Annotated in this window: 27 protein-coding genes; 6 read left to right on the forward strand and 21 right to left on the reverse strand. The window is 61.3% G+C overall.

Annotated features, from left to right (window positions below):
* Positions 1–2 precede the first annotated feature (2 nt).
* The 16 genes from ACTOWJ_RS05555 to ACTOWJ_RS05630 all read right to left on the reverse strand — a co-directional run bounded on the left by ACTOWJ_RS05555 (position 3) and on the right by ACTOWJ_RS05630 (position 11,742).
* Positions 3–1,727, reverse strand: coding sequence for a tail fiber domain-containing protein (locus ACTOWJ_RS05555; RefSeq protein WP_441333606.1), 1,725 nt, complete (start codon positions 1,725–1,727; stop codon positions 3–5).
* The gene (locus ACTOWJ_RS05560) at positions 1,724–2,290 is read right to left on the reverse strand and encodes a phage tail protein I (protein WP_441333607.1); all 567 of its coding nucleotides are present in this window, start codon (positions 2,288–2,290) and stop codon (positions 1,724–1,726) included. Before ACTOWJ_RS05560 ends, ACTOWJ_RS05555 begins: the two co-directional genes overlap by 4 nt.
* A complete protein-coding gene (locus ACTOWJ_RS05565; RefSeq protein ID WP_441333608.1) occupies positions 2,283–3,173 on the reverse strand; it encodes a baseplate assembly protein in 891 nt (296 codons plus the stop codon). The genes ACTOWJ_RS05560 and ACTOWJ_RS05565 overlap by 8 nt, the downstream gene beginning before the upstream one ends.
* A gap of 204 nt (positions 3,174–3,377) precedes the next feature.
* A complete protein-coding gene (locus tag ACTOWJ_RS05570; RefSeq protein WP_441333609.1) occupies positions 3,378–3,521 on the reverse strand; it encodes a hypothetical protein in 144 nt (47 codons plus the stop codon).
* A 78-nt stretch (positions 3,522–3,599) separates the two neighbouring features.
* The gene (locus tag ACTOWJ_RS05575) at positions 3,600–5,282 is read right to left on the reverse strand and encodes a diguanylate cyclase (protein WP_441333610.1); all 1,683 of its coding nucleotides are present in this window, start codon (positions 5,280–5,282) and stop codon (positions 3,600–3,602) included.
* 104 nt (positions 5,283–5,386) lie between these two features.
* Positions 5,387–5,842, reverse strand: coding sequence for a phage virion morphogenesis protein (locus ACTOWJ_RS05580; protein WP_441333611.1), 456 nt, complete (start codon positions 5,840–5,842; stop codon positions 5,387–5,389).
* Positions 5,839–6,273: a phage tail protein gene (locus ACTOWJ_RS05585; protein ID WP_441333612.1), complete on the reverse strand. Its 435-nt coding sequence runs from the start codon at positions 6,271–6,273 to the stop codon at positions 5,839–5,841. Before ACTOWJ_RS05585 ends, ACTOWJ_RS05580 begins: the two co-directional genes overlap by 4 nt.
* Positions 6,270–6,788, reverse strand: a complete 519-nt coding sequence (locus tag ACTOWJ_RS05590) for a hypothetical protein (protein ID WP_441333613.1) — start codon at positions 6,786–6,788, stop codon at positions 6,270–6,272. Before ACTOWJ_RS05590 ends, ACTOWJ_RS05585 begins: the two co-directional genes overlap by 4 nt.
* Positions 6,785–7,423, reverse strand: a complete 639-nt coding sequence (locus tag ACTOWJ_RS05595) for a glycoside hydrolase family 19 protein (RefSeq protein ID WP_441333614.1) — start codon at positions 7,421–7,423, stop codon at positions 6,785–6,787. The genes ACTOWJ_RS05590 and ACTOWJ_RS05595 overlap by 4 nt, the downstream gene beginning before the upstream one ends.
* Positions 7,413–7,826 (reverse strand): hypothetical protein, encoded by a 414-nt coding sequence (locus tag ACTOWJ_RS05600; protein ID WP_441333615.1) that lies wholly within the window; start codon positions 7,824–7,826, stop codon positions 7,413–7,415. The genes ACTOWJ_RS05595 and ACTOWJ_RS05600 overlap by 11 nt, the downstream gene beginning before the upstream one ends.
* Positions 7,823–8,221 (reverse strand): hypothetical protein, encoded by a 399-nt coding sequence (locus tag ACTOWJ_RS05605; protein WP_057917029.1) that lies wholly within the window; start codon positions 8,219–8,221, stop codon positions 7,823–7,825. The genes ACTOWJ_RS05600 and ACTOWJ_RS05605 overlap by 4 nt, the downstream gene beginning before the upstream one ends.
* Before the next feature lie 8 nt (positions 8,222–8,229).
* Complete coding sequence (locus ACTOWJ_RS05610; protein ID WP_441333616.1) at positions 8,230–8,439, reverse strand: tail protein X; 210 nt, start codon at positions 8,437–8,439, stop codon at positions 8,230–8,232.
* Positions 8,439–9,056 carry a head completion/stabilization protein gene (locus ACTOWJ_RS05615; protein ID WP_441333617.1) on the reverse strand — a complete coding sequence of 206 codons (618 nt, stop codon included), beginning with the start codon at positions 9,054–9,056 and terminating at the stop codon, positions 8,439–8,441. Before ACTOWJ_RS05615 ends, ACTOWJ_RS05610 begins: the two co-directional genes overlap by 1 nt.
* A gap of 25 nt (positions 9,057–9,081) precedes the next feature.
* On the reverse strand, positions 9,082–9,774 hold the full coding sequence (gpM, locus tag ACTOWJ_RS05620; RefSeq protein ID WP_441333618.1) for a phage terminase small subunit: 693 nt from the start codon (positions 9,772–9,774) through the stop codon (positions 9,082–9,084).
* 3 nt (positions 9,775–9,777) lie between these two features.
* On the reverse strand, positions 9,778–10,791 hold the full coding sequence (locus ACTOWJ_RS05625; protein ID WP_441333619.1) for a phage major capsid protein, P2 family: 1,014 nt from the start codon (positions 10,789–10,791) through the stop codon (positions 9,778–9,780).
* 45 nt (positions 10,792–10,836) lie between these two features.
* Positions 10,837–11,742 carry a GPO family capsid scaffolding protein gene (locus ACTOWJ_RS05630; RefSeq protein WP_441333620.1) on the reverse strand — a complete coding sequence of 302 codons (906 nt, stop codon included), beginning with the start codon at positions 11,740–11,742 and terminating at the stop codon, positions 10,837–10,839.
* A gap of 77 nt (positions 11,743–11,819) precedes the next feature.
* Between ACTOWJ_RS05630 and ACTOWJ_RS05635 the strand changes: the two genes are divergently transcribed.
* Complete coding sequence (locus ACTOWJ_RS05635; protein WP_441333621.1) at positions 11,820–13,580, forward strand: terminase ATPase subunit family protein; 1,761 nt, start codon at positions 11,820–11,822, stop codon at positions 13,578–13,580.
* A complete protein-coding gene (locus tag ACTOWJ_RS05640) occupies positions 13,577–14,587 on the forward strand; it encodes a phage portal protein (RefSeq protein WP_441333622.1) in 1,011 nt (336 codons plus the stop codon). Before ACTOWJ_RS05635 ends, ACTOWJ_RS05640 begins: the two co-directional genes overlap by 4 nt.
* A gap of 417 nt (positions 14,588–15,004) precedes the next feature.
* Here ACTOWJ_RS05640 and ACTOWJ_RS05645 read toward each other — a convergent pair whose 3' ends face one another.
* The 5 genes from ACTOWJ_RS05645 to ACTOWJ_RS05665 all read right to left on the reverse strand — a co-directional run bounded on the left by ACTOWJ_RS05645 (position 15,005) and on the right by ACTOWJ_RS05665 (position 21,469).
* On the reverse strand, positions 15,005–15,967 hold the full coding sequence (locus ACTOWJ_RS05645; protein ID WP_441333623.1) for a hypothetical protein: 963 nt from the start codon (positions 15,965–15,967) through the stop codon (positions 15,005–15,007).
* A gap of 31 nt (positions 15,968–15,998) precedes the next feature.
* Positions 15,999–16,652, reverse strand: a complete 654-nt coding sequence (locus tag ACTOWJ_RS05650) for a hypothetical protein (RefSeq protein ID WP_441333624.1) — start codon at positions 16,650–16,652, stop codon at positions 15,999–16,001.
* Positions 16,653–19,275: 2,623 nt separating this feature from the next.
* Positions 19,276–19,989, reverse strand: coding sequence for a DUF6988 family protein (locus tag ACTOWJ_RS05655; RefSeq protein WP_441333625.1), 714 nt, complete (start codon positions 19,987–19,989; stop codon positions 19,276–19,278).
* Positions 19,979–20,290, reverse strand: coding sequence for a hypothetical protein (locus tag ACTOWJ_RS05660; RefSeq protein WP_441333626.1), 312 nt, complete (start codon positions 20,288–20,290; stop codon positions 19,979–19,981). The genes ACTOWJ_RS05655 and ACTOWJ_RS05660 overlap by 11 nt, the downstream gene beginning before the upstream one ends.
* Before the next feature lie 648 nt (positions 20,291–20,938).
* Complete coding sequence (locus ACTOWJ_RS05665; RefSeq protein ID WP_441333627.1) at positions 20,939–21,469, reverse strand: GspH/FimT family protein; 531 nt, start codon at positions 21,467–21,469, stop codon at positions 20,939–20,941.
* Positions 21,470–21,695: 226 nt separating this feature from the next.
* Between ACTOWJ_RS05665 and ACTOWJ_RS05670 the strand changes: the two genes are divergently transcribed.
* The 4 genes from ACTOWJ_RS05670 to ACTOWJ_RS05685 are packed head-to-tail and all read left to right on the forward strand — an operon-like array spanning position 21,696 to position 24,550.
* Positions 21,696–22,259 (forward strand): GspH/FimT family pseudopilin, encoded by a 564-nt coding sequence (locus ACTOWJ_RS05670; protein WP_441333628.1) that lies wholly within the window; start codon positions 21,696–21,698, stop codon positions 22,257–22,259.
* Entirely contained in the window at positions 22,256–22,753 is a 498-nt protein-coding gene (gene pilV / locus ACTOWJ_RS05675; protein WP_441333629.1) for a type IV pilus modification protein PilV, read from the forward strand. Before ACTOWJ_RS05670 ends, pilV begins: the two co-directional genes overlap by 4 nt.
* A 2-nt stretch (positions 22,754–22,755) precedes the next feature.
* Entirely contained in the window at positions 22,756–24,012 is a 1,257-nt protein-coding gene (locus ACTOWJ_RS05680) for a PilW family protein (protein WP_441333630.1), read from the forward strand.
* A 10-nt stretch (positions 24,013–24,022) separates the two neighbouring features.
* On the forward strand, positions 24,023–24,550 hold the full coding sequence (locus ACTOWJ_RS05685; RefSeq protein ID WP_441333631.1) for a pilus assembly PilX family protein: 528 nt from the start codon (positions 24,023–24,025) through the stop codon (positions 24,548–24,550).
* The last annotated feature ends 8 nt before the right edge of the window (positions 24,551–24,558 follow it).

Genomic DNA, 24,558 nt, shown 5'->3' on the forward strand with positions numbered 1-24,558 from the left:
GGTTACGCGCTCCGTTCCAGTTTGCTGAGGCGGCGGTGTATGCCGTCCACGCGTCGCGTCAAGCGGCGAACCAGTGCGGACAACTGCTGTACGGCGCGAATCAAGACCGGGATCAACTGAATGTATTCGACGGCGGCATAGCGCTTGCCCTTGAACAGCACCGACTTTGTGCGGACCGCCTCGGGGATGATGGGCGCAAGTTGTTCAGCGATCACGAAGCAACGCCTGCGGCCGTCGTTCTGGAATTCGCTTTTGTACCGACCGACCTTCACCCGGATACGGTCCACCTCGGCCAAACCGTAAGGCAACGGGCGCAGATCGGTTTTCAGGTGACGCGATGAGCCGGTGTTCAGACCGCCGGGCATGTTCACCGGGCCTTCGTTCAAGACGTAGTTCTGCCCATCCCAGTACAGAAAGCGATTCCTGGCGCTGTTTAGGAAGATCACGCCGGTTCCGTCGCCGCGATCCGCATAGATATCGCGGAACCCGGCATCGGTCCCGCGAACGGCGTAGCGCCCGTCCAGGGTGCTCTCATGCAGGTGGCAGCGTTCCCAGCCGGTCCAGTTGCCGCCCACCTTCTGCCGACGCCACAGGTTGCGGAAGTTGGTCGAGAACGCCCAAACGGTCTGCGTCTGCCAATCGCCGTTGTGCTGTACCACCTCGCCGATCAGCCAATCTCCACTCGGTGCGTTCGCCGCGCCTGCGGCCATGTACCACCCGTTGTCCGTCGCCGTGTTCCAATCGCCGATGGACTTCGCCGTGCCGCCTAGGCGGCCGGAAATATCCGCCCCGTCGTGCTGATGCGATTTACTCGCGCGATTGTCGAGTGCGGTTTGCAGGCCGTTCACGTCGGCAATGGCGTGCATGTGCGGCGAAGGTTTGAAGGTTTCCGGTTTGCCGGTCACTTCTTCAAACGTCGGCGCCCGGCTAGCGGTGTCCGGTACGTCGTCCAGATCGGCCCAGCGGTGGCGATGGGCTTTGGGCGCAAACTCCTTCGGGACATTGGTCAAGTTGCCGTAATCGCGATAGAACGCGCCGTGTTCGCCGTCGAGCTTGTCGGCATCCAACCCGTTCCCGGCACCTTCGTTGCGTACCGATGCCGAGCCCAGGCCCAGCGACGAACGCAAGGCCAAGGCCGTGGCAGCCGACAGCAGCGATTTGACGAACGTCGTCGGTGCGTTCTCGCCCAAACGCGCATCCATCATCGCTCTACCGCCAAGCGGAGTTAGTGCGCGCGTGTGGTCGAGCCCGCCGACCGCTTCGGCGCGGTCGGCCAGCTCCACCACGCCTTGCACGGTTTCGGTCGCGGGCGGGTTCAGCCAGTACGTGTCACCAAACACTAGCGTGGTTGCGTCGATCCTTTGGAAACGCACGTCGGCGGTCAGTAGCATGGACGCCGCCGCGCTCTTATCGAGAATCACGTCGGGTTGGCTGTAGACAGCAAACAGCGTGCCGTCTCCCAGGTACAGGCCGAAGGCGCGGTAGGCGTATTGGCTCGGGCCGTCGTCGCGAATGGACAGGTGCAATGTGTCTTTCGCGACCGCCACGCCGCCGAAGCTGGTCAAGCGCAAGAACTCACCGGGAAGCGCGGTCAGGTCTTCGGTTGCGGTGAACGTGGCCGCGCTCAATCCGATATGGGTCACGGTGACCGCGTTGGTGCCCGTGTTGGTTCGGTTCACAAGCGCTCGATGGCCGGCGCTGGTGACGGTGATGAAAAGTCCGCTCACGGGGTTTCGGAATCCTTGGGTTCGATGGCTTGAAACTGCAAACGACGGTGGACCGCGACGCGAGCCGCAGCGGCGATGCCGACGCCGCCCACGGCGTAGGCGCCTTGGGTAAAGGTGAAGTGCGAGCGCACCGGCTTCGTGCGCGAAATCTCGGCGATCACGTCGGCGACAAACTCTTTCGTCGCGACCTGTCCGCCGTCGCCGGAAACGGTGAGCTGTACGTCGAAGGTGTGTGGCGGCCCTTTGGGCTCCATCTGCCACCACTCGCGCAGCACAACCGCGCCGCCGAACGCCGCCACCACGTCACGCACGCTTTGGGCGGTGCCCTTACGCCGTTGAATGTCGGTCGCGGTGCGCACGCGGGCGCGCTTGACGTGTTCGGACCAATACGGTTTCCAAGAATCGATAGAGCGATCCCAGGCCAGCCACGGCAGGAAGGCGAGCGGGCATCGGTCGGGGTCGCGCAGCTCGCGCAGGTGAATCGGAACCTCGGCGATGGCCGCGTTCGTCGCTTCCAGTGCGCGCTGCTGCGCCGTGGCATTCGGTGGCAGTAGGCTATTCATCGACGCCGCCGACGGCGACATCCACCACGGTGCAGTACGTCGCCTGTGTTCGATCAATCACGATATCCACGGCAGGCGAATGCAGCTCCACGCGCTGCACACCTTCGGAATGCAGGACCGAAAACAACCCCGAACGCGGAACGTCGCGGCCGAGTCGGTGGGATTCTTCGATGTAGCGCCGCAGGCGTTTGATGGATTCGCCAATGACCAGCGACGAATCGGGGCCAGCGTAGGTGTAGACCGTGGCGCGCACTTCGAACGGTACGATGCGCGCCGACTGCACTTTGACGAAATCGGTGAGCGGACGGATGCGGTCGTCGGTCAATACGCGTTCAACCGCGGCGACCAGGGCCGGCGATGCGGTGCCGTCGCCCTGTCGCGCCAGCACGGTCACCAACACCTCACCGGGCGCCGGGCTGGTGGCGCTGGCATCCAACACGTCAGGATCAGCGCTCAGCGTGTGGAAGATGTACGCGCCTTCGGGACCGGCGACAGAGAAACCCTCGGGCGCCAGTTGGATGCGGCGGCGAAAGTCCGCGTCGCTCTCATAGGTGGGCGGAATGCCGCGCGACGGGTCGCCCGGATCGAGCATGTAGCGCACGATATTGTCGCGAGCGCCGATATGGTCCAGATCGGTGCCGATGGCATAGGCGAGCATTCCGCCCTTGGCTGCATCGTTGACGCGCTGGCGGAACACCAATTCGCGATAGGCGCTTTCCTGCAAATGGATCATCGACGGATCGGATTCCGTCAGCGCGTCGAATTCCGGGAGCAGCTCGCGGAACTTCGCGATGCGCTTGGCCAGGATCGTTTCGAAGTCGAGCGGCTCCACCAGGGCGGGCGGTGGCAGGCGCGACAGATCGACGGCGGTAAAGGTGGACATGGCGGACCCGGTGGAAACTCGGGTCAGGTTCGCGCGCGCCCGTCGTTGGGCCTACGAAGTGCCTATGTGTATGCGCGTTTCACGATCTCATCGCAACCGAACGAGGCCGCAGGCAGCGGCAGATGATCGGCTCGGTTACAGGTAAGGCGGGCTAACTGTTCCCGGCGAATACGAGCCGGGAACAGTGATACGCCGACTCGATGGTTACGGCGCCAGCATCGTAGAACGGGCGTTCGCGCTGGCGTTGTGCGGCTGCACGAAGGCCGGGTCGGTCGGGGGGAAGCAGCCCGCGCACGTCAATAGAGCGGTCACTGTGAGCAGTACGGCGAGGCGTTTGGATATCTTCATGGCGGCTTCCCTAGTTGGTTCATTGAGACTAGCGGGAATTGGCGATGATAGTGGGAAGCGTGCCGCAATCCTAAGCGTTTATGACTGTGACGGAATCGCCGGAATTTCATCCGCGCTAACGCGGCCGCGTCCGCCGGTCTTGCTCGCATACAGCGCGAGGTCGGCGCGGCGGATGACGTCATCCGAGCTTTCCGTCTCGCGCAGTTGAGCCACGCCCAGGCTAAGGCTAATCGGGATCAACGCACCGCCGATAGACAATGGAGTATTCGCAACGGCTTCGCGTAAGTGTTCGGCGAGTTGCACGGCCTCGGCCAAGGGTGCGCCTACGAACGCCACAATCATCTCATCGCCGCCGTACCGGCCGCATAGGTCATCGGGCCGCAGGCGATTGCGCGTACGCAACGAGACGATGCGAAGCACTTCATCGCCGACTGCATGACCGTACGTGTCGTTGATGTGCTTGAACCGATCAATGTCTATAAACACGATGGACAGCGGCGTGCCGCTCCCGTGTGCGACGGCAACCGCAACCTGCATCGCATCGTCCAGCGCCGCGCGACTCAGCACGCCGGTTAGCCCATCGTAGGTTGCACGGTGTCGCGCTGCATCGCTGTCGCGGCTGAGCTGATACAGCTTGAGCGTCAAGCCCGACAGCAGCCCAAGCCCGCCCACCGTCAGCGAAGCCGGATAGGCGAATTGCAACCAATCGAAGTACGGCCACCACCGATACAAGGCGCCGACCCGAATCACGATCACGACTATCAGCGGCGACCACGCAGCCAGCAGAACGTAAGCCTCTCTTTGGCGCCGCCGAATGGCACGTGCGCCAGCCGCCACCACCGCGCCGATGACCACCAACAGCACAAAGTTTCCCACGATCGCGGTGGCGTACCAGACTTGCACCGTCGAAACGACAATGATCGCCCCGAGTATCACGCTGCACACATTGAGCAAGCGCGAGATGCGCGGTTGGTGCGTTGGCAAGCTCAGGAAAAATATCAAGAACCGCACGCTCGCCCATACCGCCGCTGTGTTGAGCAGGATGTTTGTTCGCCGGTCCATCGCGAATGTTGCCAGCCACTGTGTGCCGCGAAACTCGCCGCCTTCAATGGCGAGGGTTGCCATCTGTGCTAGTAGCGTGAGCGCGAGATAGGCATAGCCACGCTGCCGAAGGCACAACCAAAATGCGACCGCTAATATTGCAACGATGCCAAGCGAGGTTAAGACGAACATCCACATTCGGCCGAATGCCACGTCCTGTTCGTACACCTGTGCGAGCGGCGCAATGGTGATTCGCGATGCCAGATCGTTCGCCGAACTGACCCGGATATAGATCGATTCACCTGCGCGTAAACCGTTCGGCAATGGCACCACGTGGGCCAGCGATGAATGCGTCAGGTCGGTATCGGGCCCATACACGGATCGGCGAACCCCCTTAGCGTCGCCGGGGCGCCAAACCTCTAGCTGCTTCCAGTAAGGCGCGCTCATGACCAATTGAGGCGATTGCGAAGCGGAGACATCCCGGACGGCGGTCAGTCGCCACCATCGGGCTTGTTTAGTGCGCAGTTGAATTTCATCGCCGGGCACAGTGTGGAACTTGTCGCGATAGTGACCGGACAACACGGCTTCGGGTGATGGGTCGGCTACCTCGCGACTCAGTTCGGCGAGCGTAATCGGCGCGGACTCGGTGGCGCCGACCGTCAGGGCCGACGCCAGCACCAACACGGCAATTTGAAAAATGCGACGCCACAACGATTCCATGTTGTCCCGGACTCCCTGTCTCACTGCCGGAGAATACCTAGCCGGCTGGCTGAACGAAGGTGCAGCGGGTCACGGTTCCCGGCCCGGTTGGGCGTGGCAGACCGTCAAATCGGCTTGGTCAGGTGCGTGAGCAGCAGATCGCGGACGCGCTCGCGGTCGGCGTCGCTGAATCCCAGCAGTTGCCGGCGAGCGTACCGGACCAGGGCGCCGCCCCGCGTCGCATGGTCGATGCCCCCGTCTTGATGCACACGGGCGATGCGCGCGACGCGCCCGGCATACCCGACGCGCAACCCGTCCGCGTTGCTGGTCGCACGCAGGTGGCGGGCCATTCGAATGCGTCGAAACATGGCGCCGCGTCGTATGCGGCCGGTGCGATCCTCGCGCTGCGGCTTGCGCGGCGCGTAGGCGCTTCCGTCCGGGTTGCGTTGCTGTGCAATGCGGCGTTGTTGGGAGCGCCGCAGATCGATGGCTATCGCTTGCAGCAACACGCGCCGGGCGGCCGGGGTCAGCGCTGCAATCAACGGCGCCGCCCACGTTTCCAGTTGTTCTAGATCGTTCACGGCACCGGGCCGAACTGGTCCCACGATACTGCGAACGTAGGTTCAGGCCACGGGATGATGCGGTCGTCGCCGTTCGGCAAGGTAACAACGCCGATGCGCTCGGTCAGCGGTAGCCTAATTTCCACGTCGGCGCGGTCGTGGTCGATCACGTCCACCTCAAATGCGATATCGCTGCGCCGGTCAGGATTGGCGAGCAATTCGTTTTGATGCAACGCAGCCCAGCGCAACACCGCCAGAAATAGACGGTTGGCGTCGCCGACGAAATCCACCAGCACCAGCGACAACCGGTAACGCAGTTCGAAGGATTCGTTTTGCTGTGCCGTGCTGATTAAGCTGCCGTCCTCAACGAACACCAGCAGACTTTCGGGATTGCGTTGCAGTTCGGGAATCGCTTGCGCAAGGTGGGCGCGCAGACTGGCCGGTTTGTTCATCGGTGAATGCGTTGCAGTTCGCGCACGTAGTCTTGCAATCCGATCACTTGTTCGGCGTTGGCGTGACAGGCGGCGTAGTTGTCGGCGACGACGCCGGCAACGTCAGAGAGCGCAACGCCAGCGGAGGGCGCATCAGGATGTCCGGGGCTTGGGCCGGTGGGTTCGTTCGCGGCGGCGGCGTCATGCAGGCGCACAAACCCAACAGGCACAGTGCAAGCAGCGTCGGCAGTCGGAGTGACATAGATGGGAATCTCCTTGGTGATGATTTGGGCGTTGCCACGCACGACCTGCACACGGTCCACGTAGCGCGTTACAACGCGCTCAGAGGCCAACGCCAGATCGCGGGCGGCCTCGGCCTCGCGGCGGCCGTCCTCGGCGCGCTGTGCGCTTTCCTGCGCGGCCGTGGCGCGGTCGTTGGCCATGCGCAGGCGAACCGATTGCATGGTGATAAAGACGCTGGCGAGGCCGATCAGCAGCAACAGCCCGAGCAAGGCCAGCACGGTTGCGCGGCTCATGCGGCCAACCCGAACGCGGTCAGGGCGCGTTTGGTGCGCGCCGCACGGTCTACCCAACCGTTCGGCAGGCGCCGCGTGTCCGTGCGGCCCAGGTTGAGTTTGCGGCTCACCCCAAGCGTGTCGTTTTCGTCGGCCAGGGCATTGAGCCCCCGGCCGCGCCAGTAGGCCGCCGCAATGTCGGCGCCGACTTCCACGCCGGTCGCCAGATCGGGTTGCGCTTCCAGCGGCAGGCCCAGCAGGTCGCCGATCCAACGGTAATTGGCGCGGCCGGTGAGGTGGACCGGACTACGGCCCCGGAAGCGGTAGCCGTCGCCGCTGGCTTCGTTGCCATTGCCGTTGCTGGACGCATACACGCGGTTGCCGATGCGTTCGGGCTGGCCGGCGTACTGTGCGGCGCTGGTCGGGCTGAAATGGTCTTCGAAGACTTCCAGCAAGCGCGAGGCGGAGTAGTTGAGGTTTTCTTCCAGGCGCGACAGGCCAGCGCTTTCGTGCCCGAGCTGGGCCAGGAAGTGCGCGGCGCGGCGCGGGGTGGTGATGCCCTGGCGGTGCATGGCGCGCAGCAGCGGCGACAGCCATCGGACGGCGCGGGCGGGCGGGCATTGAACGGCGGCGGCGAGCTGAGTTTCAGTGAACATGACGGCGGGGGCTCCGAATGGACAGACGGGACGCGCGGGGGTGACCGTGGGCGATGTAGCGCCACCACGGGCACGGCGCTTGCAGCGCCAGGAAGACGCACAGGGCGCAGCGCAAGACGCGCTCAGAGGGGAAAGCAATCTCAAGCAGCGCGGGCCACATAACCGCGGTGCCCGCGCCCGCCACGACCGCGACTAGGGCGAATAGACGCAGCGCGAAGCGCAGCACCGCGCCCAGGTCCGCGCGATCGATCGCGCGCCAGCCGCCCGCGCCGTACGCAGCGAGGTTTTGCGCCAGGATCATGCGCAGTTCGTCGCGCAGATCGGCGCCGGTCGGGGTGTCCTTGAGCATCGCCAGCGCCGTGACCAGGGCGACCAGGGCGCACAGCCATTCGAACAGGATCATTGCGGCTTGCCCCCGATATCGCGCTTGAGCCGTTCGGCCAGCGCTTCGCCGATGACCGGGATCAGCGATTGGGCGAAGAACGCGACCAGCAGCGCCATTGCCGGCGCCACGGGTTGCAGGAAGCCCAGGCCGGGAAAGCTCGGCACGACGATGGCGATGCACGCCGACACGGCCGTATAGGCCAGTGCCAGGCCGTACAGGCGTTTGCGACTGCCGCCCGGCTTATTGACCAACAGGCCGCAGGCCACGCCGGTAAACGCCATGCACAGCACCGCAGCCGGCACGCCGACGTGGGCGAGCGGCGAAGTCCAGGCGATGACGCCCAGCGATGAGGACGCGGCGGCCGTGCCGGTCAGTGCGGGAATGGACAACAGGGGTTCGGTCGGTGGCGTCATGCGGTCGATCAGTCCCAAAGTTGGATGAGGGGTTGGTGGGCCGGCGCGGTGGCGACGGGCGGCAACAGATCCACGGCCGTGCCGTGCGGCAGGATCGGCCCCAGGTCGGCAAGGCCGGGATTGGCGATGAGCGCGGCCTCTACCACGCCCGCCGTGCGTCCCAGGACGCGCCAGCACAGCGCGTCCAGGGTTTCGCCTTGGGCGGCGTAGACGCGCATCAGATGAGTTCCACGACCGAACGCGTCGCGCCCGTGATATCGCTCACGGCCCAGGACGCATTGCGGCGCCATGTGCCCGCATGGTCGTGGGCTTCCTCGGCGCGGCGTTCGCCGCTGCCGGTGCTGTCGAAATCCGGGTAGCGCTCCATCACGTCCGCTTTGAGCAGGCACGCGACGGCGCGGCGGTACAGCACCAACAGCCGCGATTCGCCATTGATGCGCTTGGCTGGCACCGCAGCGAGCGAGGGGAAGCCCGCGCCTTCATTGCCGGCGCGAAACTCGCGCAGGCGCGCATTGATCGACAAGGCGGCGTAAAGCGCCAGCTCGCGCAGGCGTTCGCCGGTCACGGTGCCGTCAATGCGGCCAATCTCGCGCAGGTTCGACAGCGACAGGTCGGGAAACCAATCCTCGTTCGTAAGGGTGTCGCGCTCGGGCGGGGTGGTGTCCGGGGCGGCGGCGATAAAAGCGCTCATGCGGGGTCCAGGTAAAACGGCGGTGGGGGGCGAGCGATTGGGGAGAGAGGTCCGCACGCTCGCCCCGCCGCCGTGCGCGCGGGTGGGCGACTCGGTAAAGTCGGGGTGGGCCGAGACGGCGGGCGGATGACACGGGCGCGACATCCGGCCCGCCGCTCTCGGTCTGAAACTAGGCAGGCGCGCTCTTGTTCAAAGCGCGGTCGAGACGTTCAATTTCCTTTTTGACGCCTACGCGGTCGTGCAACTGCAAGGCGCGGCGCAGGTGGTCGCGGGCAATCTCGGCCCAGCCACGCGGGGCGCCGGAAAATGGCGCCTCGCCGGCCTTCGCCATGTAGCCGATACCCAGCGCCTTATGCAGCTTGGCGCGCACTTCGTCGGGCATGTCCTTATCGCGGGTCAGTTCCTCGGCCTGCGACAGCACCCCGAGCGAGAACGCATCGCCCGCCGTCTGCGCGATCAATGCCGCGTCGGCGATTTGCTCCGCGATGACGGTCGCGGGCGTGCGCTGGTACGTGTCGGGCATTGCCAGATCGAACCGCAACGCATAGTCGGCGATGCGCAGTGCGTCGGCGTAGTTGCCGGCGTCGATGTGCCATACCAACACGAACATCAACACCGCGTCTTGGCCGCCGCGCCCGCTACTGAGTACGCCATCGACCCACGGCGCGTACTCGGGCAACAGCTTGCGTTTAACTTCGATCTTGCGCTCTACGGACTGCACCAGTTTGAGGCGCCGCCGATCCTCGGCGAGCTTCATCAACATGAGGTCGTAGGCGCTGGCGTTGATCGGTTCGCCGTGGTCCGCCGCCGCCGAAGCCTCGGCGGCGGACACGCGTTCGAAATGATGGCGGGCAAGGGTCATCGCTTACTTGGCCGGAACAATCTGAATGTTCTCGATCAGGCAACCGGCCGCGTAGTCCTCGACCACATACGCATCGTTGGACGATTCGTAATTCTCGATGCGGTCGCGCTTGGCGTTGTCGGTGATCGTTCGGCGCCGCGAACCTTCCTGCCAGTAGATGGACAGGTTGTCCAAGCGGGTGATGAAGATCGAATTGGCCGGGAAGTACGGGACGCGCACGGCGCCGTGATCGCCGATGCGCTTCTGGCTCACGATCATGTCGGCCGCCGCCTTCTCGGTCGGCACGTTTTGGTTCAGCAGGGGAAACAACTTGTCGGCCAGCAGGCGACGGCCGCAGATCGCGACCAGTCCGGCATCTTCCTGCCACCATGGCGCAATCAGGTTGTTGACCGCATCGAATACCAACGCGTCGAGGTTGCCGTAATCGGCATTCTCGCCGCCGACCAGGATCGCGCCGCCGGCCTTGCCCTTGTTCAGCACGCGGGCCGAAGCGTTCTCGCGGTACTTCTGCAACCAACCCTTGTTCACGTCCTGCAACAGCGGGTTCTTGGTGCGATCCGAAGTCGCAGCGCGAGTCGTGCCGTTGAAGCCGACGATGATGCGATCCAATGCCTGCCGCTGGAGTAGGCTATTGCGCACGCGGGCTTGGAAGTCCTTGAACTTCGCCCAGGCGTCCAGCTTGGAATACTTGATGTGGGTGTCGCTGTTGGTCTGGGTGCATTCGTAGCCGGTCACGTCGATGCCGGTCGGGTCGGCGGTCTCGCGGTCCTTCTCGTCGGTGTTGGTCGTGCTCGCGACCGGCTCACCGATGCCAAGGCCGAGTTTTTCGCCCTTGATTTCATCGACCGGCTGAATGTTCACGGCCTTGAGGAATTCCGAACTTTCCTGCATTCGGTTTTCCATCGTCTGTTGCACGCTCGGCGCGACGGCGAACTGCGTGGTGGCGCTTTCCGCATCGTTGATGGTCGCCACCTGGGCGGTGTACTCGTTGAACTTCTTGCGGGTGTTCTTGCGCATGGGGTCTCGGCTCGGAAGGAAAGGGGCGGCGCGCAGCCGGGGCGATTAGCAGTCGGTGAAGGCGTCGGCGTCGGCACCGGTCGCGGTCGGCCGGTTCGGTTCGTCGTTGGGCGTCGCGTCGAGCAGTTCCCGAAATTCCTTGATGGCGCGGTCGTTGTCGGCGCGGTAGCGGTCGAATTCCTGCCGCAACGCCTGTGCATCGCGTTCGCGGTCACCGATGGCGCTCGATGTGTCGGCGGCAACCTTGGCGATTTGCTCCACGGCGCTATGCACGTCGGCGAATCGCGCATCGTCGGTGCGGCTCTTGACGCCGAGCAGCGAGCACACCCGCTTGAACAGCGAATCAGCCGGCGCGGGCGTTTCCTCGGCGTCGTCATCGAATGCAAATTCGATGGGCTCGGCGACGGTGAACACCGAATTGGCGCTGAACTTGCGCGAGGCGTAGGGATGGCCGCCCGGATTGGTGGCGGCGAACGTTAGCATTTCGGTTCCCAGGCTCGCGGGACTGTCGGTGACGGCAAGGCCGGTGAGGTAGGCGCGGCCGGTGCTGGCAAAATCCGGCTCGATCTCGATGGACGTAAACAGCTTCTGTTGCTTCTTGTTGAGCGCGACCAATGCGGACGTGGGCTGAATCTGGGCGAACAACGCCAGCTTGCGTTCGCCGCCGATTTCGACCATATCGGTCTTGAGCGCCAGCACGTCGCCATAGGCTCCGAATGCGGAGTCCGGGCTGGCAGCGCGGATGTGCTCCATCCAAACGCGTGCGTGGTAGGTCTCGCGGTTGTAGGTGGCCGCCGCGTCGAGCAGCCACGAACGCTCGATCACGCGTCGGTCGCACGTGTTGCCTTCGACGGCGACGCGGTAAAACTTCGCTTGCTTTGCCACCAGTAAACCCCGGACGAATGTTGTTTCGATGGGGTTATGGTCGATGCCGACAACACGTCGCAGCAACGCAACGCACGCGTGTAAAGCGCATACACGCGGCGTAACCGTGCGGGTGTCGCGCGCGTGCGAACTAGCCTGCGTGCATGCTTTCTTTCACGCCTGCGCCCAACATCGATCACCGCCGAAGCGCTCGCGCTCTGTACTGGCAGGGCTGGCGAATCACGGACATTGCGAAGTTCTACGCGCTCGCGCGTACGACGGTGGAGAGCTGGAAGCAGCGCGACAAGTGGGATGACGCCTCGCCGATCGAGCGATTGGAATCCTCGATTGAGGCGCGGGTGGTTCAGCTCGTCCACAAAGAGCCGAAGACCGGGAGCGACTACAAAGAAATAGACCTGTTGTGCCGACAGATCGAGCGCACGGCACGCGTGCGCCGCTACAGCGAGCCGGGCGGTCACGAAGGCGACTTGAATCCGAAGATCGCCAACCGCAACGCCAAGCCCAAGCGTAAGCCGGTGCGCAACGCGTTCAGCGAGGAACAGCAAGCCAAGCTCATCGCTTCGTTTGACGATCAGCTATTCGGCTATCAGCGCTATTGGCGCAAGAACGCGTTCGGCGAGCGCATCCGCAACATTCTCAAGTCGCGGCAGATCGGCGCGACGTTCTATTTCGCGCGTGAGGCGTTGGTCGATGCACTGGAAACCGGGCGCAATCAAATCTTCCTGTCGGCCAGCAAAGCGCAAGCGCACGTCTTCAAACAGTACATCGCCCAATTTGCGCAGACCGTCGATGTAGACCTCACCGGCGACCCGATCATTCTTCCGAACGGCGCGACGCTGTATTTCCTCGGCACCAACGTACGCACGGCGCAGAGCTATCACGGCAACCTGTACTTTGACGAATACTTCTGGACGCATCAATTCGAAGAACTGCGCAAGGTCGCGGCCGGCATGGCGCTGCACAAGCACTGGCGGCAAACGTACTTCTCCACGCCGTCCAGCGTCACGCACCAAGCCTATGCGTTCTGGACCGGCGCCAGCTTCAACAAGGGGCGCAGGAAAGAGGACCGCATTAAGGTTGATGTGTCGCACGAAGCCTTGCGCGACGGCCGCATGTGCGCGGATGGTCAGTGGCGGCAGATCGTCACCATTGAGGACGCGTTGCGGCAGGGCTGCAACCTGTTCGACCTCGATCAACTGCGGTTGGAGTACAGCCCGGCCGAGTGGGCGAACTTGCTTATGTGCGAGTTCGTCGACGACACCCTGTCGGTGTTCCCGCTCGCGGAGCTGCAACGGTGCTTTGTCGATTCGTGGAGCGTGTGGGAAGACTTCAAGCCGTTTGCGCTGCGACCGCTCGGCCACCGAGAGGTGTGGGTCGGCTATGACCCGGCCTTGACCGGCGACAGCGCCGGGCTGGTCGTGGTCGCGCCGCCGCTGGTGCCGGGCGGAAAATTCCGCGTACTGGAAAAACACCAGTGGCGCGGCATGGATTTCAAAGCGCAGGCAGAGCGCATTCGGAAGATCACGCAACAATACAACGTGACTTATATCGGCATCGACGCAACCGGCGTTGGCGCGGGTGTGTTTCCGCTGGTCCGCGATTTCTTCCCCAGCGCAAGAAACATTACGTATTCCGTCGAAGTCAAAACCCGAATGGTGTTGAAGGCGAAAGACGTGATCGCCAGCGGACGTTTGGAGTTCGATGCGGCGTGGACGGATATCGCGCAAGCGTTCATGTCGATTCGCAAGACCCTGACCGCGACCGGCCGACAAGCGACCTATGAAGCGAGCCGTAGCGACGACATCGGGCACGCCGATTTGGCCTGGGCCGTGATGCACGCGCTGGACAACGAACCCTTAGAGGGCATGACCGCCCGTCATCGTTCCATTGTGGAGATTATTTGATGAGTCCTGTTGTACCTGCGGAAGCAGCCACCCACACGAAGGCCAAGGCGCAAGCCTTCAGCTTCGGCGAGCCGGTGCCCGTGCTGGACAAGCGCGGCCTGCTGGAGCATCTGGAATGCGTGCGCGCTGGCAAGTGGTACGAACCCCCGGTGTCGCTGGATGGCCTCGCGCGGGCGTTTCGGTCGAGCCCGCATCACGCATCGGCGATGTATACGAAGTGCAATATCCTGGTGTCCACGTTCGTGCCACACCGATTGCTCAGCGGCGATCAGTTCGAAAAGCTGGCGCTGGATACGATTGCGCTCGGCAATGGCTACCTTGAGCGGCGAGACGCGCGAAGCCGCAAGCCGCTGGCGCTGAAACATGCGCTTGCGAAGTTCGTTCGGCGCGGCGTGGACGAGGGTCGATACTTCTTCGTGCGGGGCTGGGAAGATGAACACGAATTCGCGCCCGACAGCGTTTTTCACGTCATGGAACCGGATATCAATCAAGAGATTTACGGCGTGCCGCAGTACGTGAGCGCGTTGCAATCGGCGCTACTGAACGAATCGGCGACGTTGTTCCGGCGCAAGTATTACCTCAACGGCAGTCATGCCGGTTTCATCATGTACGTCAACGACGCCGCGCAGGATCAGGCCGACATTGACGCCATGCGCAATGCACTGCGCGATGCAAAGGGCGTCGGCAACTTCCGCAATCTGTTCCTGTACTCGCCCAACGGCAAGAAAGACGGCGTGCAGGTCATCCCGATTAGCGAAGTCGCGGCGAAGGATGAGTTTCTAGGCATCAAGGGTGCGACACGCGATGACGTGCTGGCCGCGCATCGCGTCCCGCCGCAGTTGCTGGGCATCGTGCCGAACAACACAGGCGGCTTTGGCGACGTGGAGAAAGCTGCCCGTGTATTCGCGCGCAATGAGCTGCTGCCGCTGCAAACGCGGTTCCAACGGATCAACAAGTGGATCGGTGAGGAAGTCGTGCGCTTCCTGCCATATGACCTTGTTTTTTGAGTCCGGGTTAAGCTCGGAAATTCGGCTGGCAAGCGGCGCGTTCAATTCAGGCGTTGAATCGTGGTTCGGTGTTCTTGGCCCTGGAAAAGAGCAAGGGTGTCGAGCGGCGCCCTTGCTCTTTGACCCCGGTACAGCTCGGATTCGATTGTAGAAAGAGCCCCAATCGCGGCCCTTTCTTTGGTTGATTTCCGATCATCTATGCCGAAGGGGGCTGGCGCTTCCTTACGACCCATACCAGGTCCAACATGCGCTTGCTGAATTCATACGCAATTCGTGACAGCCTCGATCTTATTGGCGTGTCATTACAGAAGAAGGGCGCCGTAAGACGCCCTTCTTATCTTCTCTGCACGACTTTGCTTACTTCGACGTTGGGGCCGACTCATGGCAACAATCCGGCCGGCCAACTCAGTTAGCGCATCAATTATTAATGACAACTCTATTGATGGTGCTTGGCGCGTAGCTGGAGTTTTTCCTCCGCGCTCCCTCGGGACTTATACACTTGGTTGTGTGTTCGATCGCATTGGTTACGAATCCATTGGCCTCGGTCAATGTTGTTCGCCAGCGAAATGTAGCCGTAGGCACTGTGTCCGAGGGGGTGCACTTCAAGCGAAATGTCAACGGGGACGGAGTGTTGCTGGAGTAAGCCCCAGTGGAAGTTGGGCATGACCATCCGTTTGGGCATTCAATAGATACTGTGTTCCTCTTTAAAGGGAATTTTGGATTGCCATCATAAATAATATTTACCGGCACATCGACATTCTGCGGCCCTTCGGCGTGCGGAATGCTTACAATGTTAAAGCGCATCTTGTAGCCGGCAATAAATGCCTGCTTCTCAACTTCGCACAAGTTGCGCCTATTCTCGCCGGGTTTGAGTTCGCCGTACATCGAACAGGTGGGTTCGTCGGGGGTATGTTCAAACCCCAATGCGTGCCCAAGCTCGTGAAGTATTGTACTCTGCCAGTCAATCTTATCCGCAGGCAGAGTGTCCAATGTGTAGCAGTTTAGCTTCGCTTTTCCTGGCGCGAAACCGCTTAAGCGATCGCGGTCCGCATAAATGTCCGCATTTATGAGTGCGCCAGATAATGTGCTTTCGTAACGAATCGTTTCCATGATTGCAGTTGCACTCGTCATGACGCCATCTTCGATGGTAACGTTCTTGCTATCGAAATCTCTGGTTTGTTCGGCGACCCGGGGATGGGCGCTGTTGTCAAACACAAAATAGAAATTTGCGCCGACTCCGTTCCAGGCGTTGCTCGCCGCAACGGTGGGAAATTCGCAGCTAATTGGAATAGATCTCCCCAGTCCAACCCTGATGGAATCTACCTTCCATTTCAGTAAAAAGGGCGGCGGCGTTGCATAAATTAGATTGGCCCAGGCCATTAATACAACTGCTAGCGTCATTCGGGCGGCATTAAATTTCACTAGCACGGCCCCCCGCGCTGCTCAATCCCGATAAACTTTGCAAATCAGCTTCAACTGATCGAATGTCCCTCGGGGTTTCGCCAGATAAAGTTGCGCGAGGGCCTGGGAGTAAAGCGCCGTTATCGGAAATCTCATAAACCAGTTGCGGAATGGCATTAAAGCTACTTTCCGCCTGCTTTGCGGTCTCGGCAACTCTTTGCTCATACCAATTCCTAGACAACACTAGTAAGTATTTCTTTCCTGGCGTTACCTCAATATCGGAAGATACACGCTTATAAATATGGTCCGGCAACGGGCCTGATTTGCGTGGAATAAATACAGTATCGCCAGCAGCGCGTGATCCTTTTAGCGACCTCACCACGGTGAATGGCGTTGCGGATAGGAAGCCATCGACTCGAGTCTTTTTCTCGTCAACTTCATGGGCCGTAGCTATGACAACGGTATCTGCAAGTAGCAGGTGCTCTGTTGGGGTTGAGTTGACGTCTTGAAACAACCTATAGGCCATATCAAACAAGTCAAGTTTGCGCTCACGATAAACCTTTACATCGGATGCCGAGAATCCCAAGCCAGCCAGATTAATCGCCGCTATACGAGAAGCTGCTTCCGCCTGCTCCGCATTTGACGGAGCGCTTTGTCCTTTCATGGTGGTGGGCACTTTGCCCGCCCCCAGCAACTGCCGATAGTTAGCCGAGAGCCCTCGTCGAGAAAGAGCTTGAATGCGACTTTGCTCTCGCACTCCGGCGTCCGCGCGCCTGATTTCTGACAAGGACCCTTTTTTGGGCTCAGCATCTTGAGCATGAGCGTTAGATCCCGCTAATATGCTAATTAAGACTAGGGTTCGCCACATTCCACTTTTCTCCTTGTGAGGGTCTTTATCTATAGGCTGATTGCCACACGCTCGGTGCCAGCAATCGGAGTCTAATGCCTGCACTGTCGACGCGCAAATGCTCGATTGGGTGTCTAGCCCCTATTCATTATCTTGGCGTTGAGTCCCAGGGGCAGCGATGATTTGCCCGGATCAACGCCTTCAACTTCACGAGTTCTTTGGATGGATTGTAATGCCGCCGTCATATCATCAGCATTTGGCTTGAGGCCGCGTGGACGCGCCGAATCCGACCGCTAAGCTGAGAATGATAAAGCTCGCAATATTTCACTTTCTCCTTGTGAGGGCTATTGCCCGATGCCCAGTGGCTCTGCATCCACATGTGGCTTGAATCTATGGTCGCTCAACATTGGCTTGCATTTCGCGATGTCGACGCTGTTATGCGCCCTCGGCTGTTATGCGCCCTCGCGCGAAACATCTCCATCATAATCGAACCTCATCGCAACAGGTGAGACAGGTCGCTTAGTTCACCCTAAATACTGCTAGGTGTCCGTCCTGGATTTTCGGCAAGTATCGCCCATGCGGTGCGCCGCGGGCATAGGACTTTCCTACGCGAGAGTGAGGGCTGCACTCAACGGACTGTTTATGTGCTGAAAGTCGCACCGACCCGTGCCGGCGCGCGGTCGAGACCCCGCCACGCCTTCCCGCTACTTGTGCCCCTTTCGACTCAAATCGTCGAGCCGGCCTGGAGCCCCGCCCGCAATGGCGCTAGCTGCGTTCGGCGGTGGCACTTTTTCGACGCGAATAGACGCACGCAAGGCGGTTTTTCGGGACTGCGGCGGGGCACGCTTGATCGGTCGATGGGATGAGCGGAAATCGCGGCGTTTCCCCAGGCAAGGGGGGGGCATCGGAAAACGGTAACCTCATCGAAAAGGGGCGTTTTTCGCTCATAAGCGTCTGATATAAAACAGGTTTTCAGGTTACCGCAGAGCGGTAATTTTCGGTAACCCGGCCGGTAATCAATGCGTAAGTGATTGATTTTTAAGGAGGCGCTAAGGCCAAGAGATTACCTATATATAGAGGTAACTAATTACCTTCTAGTTACCCTAATGGTTACCGCCGTCCATCCTTGTAAGCCTTTGTAAATGTTAGGAAAAGTATCGGTTCTGAGTCCGCGTTACCGATGTTACCGTTTTCCGATGGTGCCCCAAATATTCTAGACCCCTATAGCTCCGGCCAAAGTCTGCACAATCTCAAGCTGTAAGACGCGAGCGGCTACGATGGCGCCATGCCTTCCTGTCTTGTTCGATACCGGGTCGTGATCGCGCCACGCGGCCCCCGTGGCGCCGATCCTGCGCACGGCGTCGCCGGCACCGCCCTGGTCGATGAGGAGTGGGAGTCCGACGAATGGGGCGACCCAGGCCGCTGCGTGCGCCGCCGCGCCCTGGTGGAACTGCGAGGGGACGATGGCGGGTGCTACCTCGACCGCGTGCGGGGTCGCTCGGGCTTCTGGCGCATCACGGGGGCGAAGATTGACGGGCCTGTGTTGTGGGCGAACGCGGAATGCACCGCAGACTAGCCGCCGCTGCCGCGTACCTCGCCCCCTTCATCTGAAAGGGAGAACTCCGCCGTCACTCGGGTTCGTCAATTTGCTCAAGAACGAGCAGCCCGTCTTTGTCATGCCCAAGGCTGCGGAGTCGATTTCGTCGACCGCAATACGGGCACATGAAGTACAGACCGAAGCTATCGAGGTTCGGTTCGGCGTCGTCGGCCGCTAGTTGAGCTTGGCAGCGGATACAGAGCCACATAGCGCGATGGTAGCGCGGCAGGGTGGCGTCGCCGGCACTGCCCTGGTCGATGAGGAATGGAGCCCGACGAATGGGCGCCCTGGTCGCTGCCTACGGCGCCCCGCCCTGGTCGAGCTGCGGGGGCAGCAGGTGCTACCTCGACCGCGTGCGGGGCCGCTCGGGCCGGGTGCTGTGGGCAGTTCCAAGTGCGGCGGACGACACCTTATCTTTATCTATTGCGTAGCGTCAGGCTGCGCGTGATCGCCGGCCGGCGCCCCCCTTGGGGGCCTCTGAGGGCCGGCAAAATGACGCCGATAGCCCTGTAACGTCAGGTGTGTTCCAGTCACGAACCGGCAAATTCATGCCGCGCAACCTATTGATTTTTAAGCTTAGTAGCCGAGACTGTTAATCAGGGGGTCGTTGGTTCGAGTCCAACTTCGGGCGCCAAATACATCAAAGGCTTGCGGTTTCCGCAGGCCTTTTTTGTTGCTTGAAACCGGCAAAATTCCGGCAAAAATCGATTTGTCTCCGTGGTCTCATCACTAACAAGAGTGAGCCGTATCAAGGGTTCTTCTTGGTGATTGGACTTAGGCTCCTTGATTGAGTCGGATAGCTTGGCTCCGTTCTGCGGACGCACGCGCTATAGCTGGCGCTGCTCACGAAAATGCTGGGCCACACCCATCCCCAAGAAGTGGTGCGACAGGAAGGCTGTTCGGCTGTTGCGGGATAGGGTCTGTCGCGAATCTTGTCTGCAACTCAAATCCCAGTTCGTCTCTATAGCTAAACGCGTACTCCGAGAGAGCCGCATTGGGCGCTATCGCGGTTTCCAGGCACGCGGCCAAATCCGAGAACATGTCGCTCCGGATTAGAGTCAACATGACTTCGTCTTCCGTCCAGCCGGTAGCTCCTCGTCGGGTGAGCTGGGGAGTGCTGCCGTGTGTGTACTTGTGCAGCCATTTAGCAGTCCCGCCGGCCTTAAAGCCATCAGACATCTTCTGAATCTGCGGAAAGATCGGAATGAGGGATTTGATCATCTCGCCTAGTCCCGGAATGTCTGCCGAAGGGTTGTCTATAGATGTTGTCGGTAATGCTTGGATTTCAGTACAGGTGGCGACATAGATGAACCAATAGCCTGCTGTTGAAGCCTCGAGAATCGGCCGCAGCAGCGCTCCGCCAGTTCCGTATTCACCAGCCGCTACGACGCGAACGAGGGCAGAGTGGTGTTCAAGCGCAAGGTCTATCGCGCACCGAGCAAAATTTGTGCGTAAGGAGGGTGCTTTGTCCGATGGCATCAAAGACCTCATTCGATCGTTGTGTCCCCTGGACACTCGGCAACGATCCAAAATTGTTTGCAAGGAATCAGGATTCATCGCTTTTCCTTTCGTAGCGACTGGCCTGGATCGCTTGAATCACTGCGGTGATTGCCACGTCGTGGCCGGGAAATTTCAGCGTCAGCAGGTTCCGCAACTCGCCGAGATCCCTTTCTTTAAGCACGGCATCGAACTGCTGCGTGGTAAGTCCAAGCTGCCGCCCATACTTGTCAGCGACCGTTTCTCGCGCCACGCGATGATGTGCTGCAACACGGCGGGTTGCGTCCGAACGATCGGCGCCTTCACAGACCACCAGGGCAACAACATGGGCGATCTGTCTTAGGGCAGCGGGAGCGGCCATTGGCAGCTCCGGAACCTTTGTAGGTGAGTGACCAACTCGGGCTGACGGCCTGTCGACCTTATCCAGGCCAAGTTCCCTGCGAAGAACGTGGTTCGGGCTCTCATTGAAGTCGCGGACCCTCGAGCGCAGGAAGGCCCACACATCATCGTCAATTTTTATGTCTTGCATGGCAGGGCTCTTCTTGTAGTTCACTGCCAGTTAACTACGATTCGGGCCGGTGATCAAGTGGCGGCGTGGCGTAGCTCTCACGACCGGCAAAATGGCGCCAATGGCCCTAGAAGTGCAGGCGTTTCCCGAGCGCCAGTCGGCAAATTTTAGCTTGATAACTCATTGATTATTAAGCTTAGTAGCCGAGACTGTTAATCAGGGGGTCGTTGGTTCGAGTCCAACTTCGGGCGCCAAATACCGGAAGGCCTCGCAGAAATGCGAGGCCTTTCTTTTTGTCCGAAGTTTCTTTATTTGGCCCGCCCAGCGCGTCGGCGCACTGCAGTCCGAGTTTGATGAACGAGTGCGTGGCGCCGCTCCGGCTCATGTGTGAGCGCCGTTGAGCGCACCGACAGCGTCGTCTGCGTCTGTCCACTTCAGGTTTGACGCGTGCCGATTCGAATCCGGTGCTGACACGCCGTCGCCGACGTCCGCCGCGCGCGTTCATTCCAGCGGACATAGTCGCGCGGCGGTTGCAGTCGCCGCTTCCAGGCGCAGTCGGGCTTGGTTGGACGGTTTCAATGCGACCGCTTCATCGGGGCAGCGCAGGTCGCAGAGCACGAAGCTGCCGCCGACCATCTGGCCCGAGCGCGGCTCGAAGCGGATCTGGCTGCGGCCGGCGAGAGCGCACAGGCGCAGGCCATCGGGTAGGGGCAGGTCGCGGCGCAGAAGTTCATCGCTGTCGTCGTACTGGCGGTTGCCGTTGCGATCGGCGAAGCCGATCCAGCCGCGACTCCAGTCGTTGCCACCGGTGCAGCGGTAGCCGCCGCTGACCGGGCACAGTACCACCGGAATGCCGCTTGCGGCCGCATGGCGGCTGGCCTGGGCAAACAGACCGTCCAGGCCGATGCGCACCAGTTCGGCGTGGGCGCTGCGGGTAGTGGCACCCAGGGCGGCGCAGGCCAGCACGCTGAGCAAACTGGCCAGCAGCACCGCGATGATGAATTCGAACGGATCCAGACCTCTGACTCGCATACGCCATTCCTTGGCTGAGGGGCGGGCATAGCTTCCGCCGCGCGCGGCCGCGCGGGAAGCGGACGACACCGCGACCGCTGGTAGGACTAAGGCGTGACGCCTGTCGGACTATTCCGAGGCACAAAACCACTGGCCAACTCCGCCCGACCGCTCGTCGGTATGGCACCTTTTCTAGGTAATTCCGACTGTTAGCATCCTGATCGTCCTCTGGGGAAGAGAAACGCTCATGGCTTTGCGTCGGGCATTGGCCCCCACATCGAACCCGCGCTCCCTTGTAAAGCGCAGCGCGGGTTTCACGTTGATCGAACTCTTAGTCACGATCGGACTGGTCGGAATCCTGGCGGCCTTGGCGGTACCTTCCTTCAGTGAAGCGATGCGATCCAACCGGGTCAGCGCCGCGGCCAATCTGACGATGGCGACCTTCGCTTACGCCCGCACCGAAGCGATCCGCAGCAAAACGACCTCCAGCGTCTGTCCGCGCAGCAAGACCGACGACAAATGTGGCACCGCATGGGCCGACGGCTTGACGGTGTGGACCGACGACAACGGCAATCTGGCATGGGACGCGGGCGAAACGCGGCGCAAGGTGGAGCCGACCAAGGGCGTGGATTTCGCCCAGACCAGCGGAACGGCGGCGATCAAGTTCGACTCGCGCGGCCGGGTCGACGACCAGACAACGCGGACATTTACGGTGACCGCCCAGGCCTGCAAGGCCGGTAGCCCCAACAAGCGCGAATTGACCGTGAGCGTCGTGGGGCAGGTCACCATCGAGAAGGGAGTGTGTTCATGAAATCTCGCCCGTTCCGGCGTGGTCGCGGACCTGCGCGTGCATCCAAGGTGGCCGGCTTCTCGTTGATCGAGGTCTTGATCAGCCTGCTCGTGCTCGGGCTGGGGTTGCTGGGCTTGGCCATGTTGCAGACGACGAATTTGCGCCTGGCGCAGAGTGCGAACAGCCGCACCACCGCGACCAATCTCGCCTATGAGTTGATGGACAACATTCGCGCCAATCGCATGTTGGCCTCGAACTACGGTGGAGAGATCACGGCGGCGGCGCCTGCCGCCGGGACTGGATGCAGTACCAGTGATGCCTGGAATCCGGTCGCTCAGAAAGCCGAATTCGCTTGCAAGTTGCATCAACAATTGGGCACCGGCGCCAAGGCCAATGTGGTGGTGGGCGGCGACAAAGAGCTCAAGTCCGTGACGATCACCATCAACTGGGCCGACGACAAGCGTTGGCGCGTGGATGGCACCGGTACCGAATTCGTAGTGGAGAGCAAGCTGTGAGCATGCTTAAGCAGAAGGGCGTGTCATTGATCGAGTTGATGGTGGCGCTGGTGATCGGTGCGCTGCTGGTGCTCGGTCTGGTGGAGATATTCTCCGCCTCGAAAACTTCCTACCTGCTGGCGCAGGGACTCTCGCGCACCCAGGAGAACGGGCGCTTCGCGATGGAGTATCTGCAGCGCGATCTGCGCCTGGCCGGGCATTTCGGTTGCGTCAGCGATCAGGCTCATTTCCAGGCCAACGCCAACAATGCATTCGGCGAATTGTTTCTGAGCAATCGCGCCGACTACACCACGGTTTCAGGCGGCAACTATAAAGACGCGCTGCGTTTCGACTTCTCGATCCAAGGGTACGAGGCCGCCAATACCGCGCCCGGCAACACGGTGATCGTGGGCGAAACGCCTACGGCCGGCGCCGCCGGCGATTGGTCGCCGGCTTTGCCTTTGATGCTGCAGAGCAACGGTTCGGCAGGTAATCCGCCTGCCCCGGTGCGCGGCAGCGATATCGTCGTCCTGCGTTTCCTGACGCCGGATAGTGCGGAGGTCACCTCGTTCGCAATAGGCGGGCCGAGCGCGCCGGGCAGCATTACGGTCGATACCAAACAGCTGACGGCGATGAACAAAGGGATGAAGACAGCACCGACGCCCCCTCCGGGACTGTACGGCATCGCGGACTGTCGCTCGGTAACGATGTTTCACGTCTCCGAAAAAATTGATGGCCCTGTCACCACGAAGTTAAATGTCGTTGCCGCCGCCGGCGAGATCAACCAAAGTCCGTTCAATATCGCCGACAGCTACGATTCGGCCCAGGCGCGCCTGTACCGCGCCGAGTCTGTCGCCTACTACGTCGGTATCAATGCCAAAACAAACACGCCTTCCCTGTATCGGATGCGCTTCAATGTTGGACCGAAACAAACTGCGATCGTCCGGGATTTCGATGAGCTGGTTCCCGGCGTCGAGAACCTGCAGCTGCTCTACGGCCAGGACAGCGTGATGGCGGCAAGTTCGCGGCCTACCGGTTACATCAACAGCAGCGAAACCGCGTCGGACATCAAGCTGGTCGACGGCGCACAGAACAGCTGGCACCGGGTCGGCGCGGTCAAGGTCGGCGTGCTGGTGCGCAGCCCGGATCGAGCCGCTTCGCCCAAGCGCGAGACCGATACGTTCGTGCTGGGGACCAAGGTGACGCTGCCGGCCGACAGCCGTTATCGCAGCACCTATGAAACCAACATCGCATTGCGTAACCGCCTGTTCGGCAACTGAGGATGATCCGATGAATCGCCCGCGTCCTCGCACGAAGATTTCCGGCTTCCACTCCCCCGCCAAGCAGCGCGGCGCCGCGCTGTACGTGGCGTTGATGATGCTGATCCTGCTGTCGTTGATCGGTGTCGCCGCATTGCAGGTGACCGGTTTGCAGGAGCGTATGTCGTCCAACTACCGCTCCACCAACATGGCCTTGCAGAACGTCGAAGCGCTCACGCGCGAGCGCGAGCTGGACCTCGACCGGCAGGTTAACAGCGGCGGCAAGGAGAGTCTGGTCGTCGACGAGCCGTTCTGCACCAACGCCTTCGATCCGACCAACTGGGCGGCACAGATGAGCTTCGTCAAGCCCACGCCCAAGCCCAGCCATACCCGTCGCATCGACGAGTGCGTGGCCGGCAACAGCAGCACCGCGATGGGCACCGGACCGGTGACCGAGAACACCAACCTGATCTTCCAGATCACGGCCTACGCCACCGATCGTTCCAGCGCGAGCAATCCCAGCTCCGACGCCGTGATCGACACCATCTTCATTCCTTGAGGGAACCA

This window comes from Lysobacter sp. CA199 (assembly GCF_052078715.1).
Taxonomy (GTDB): Bacteria; Pseudomonadota; Gammaproteobacteria; order Xanthomonadales; family Xanthomonadaceae; genus Lysobacter.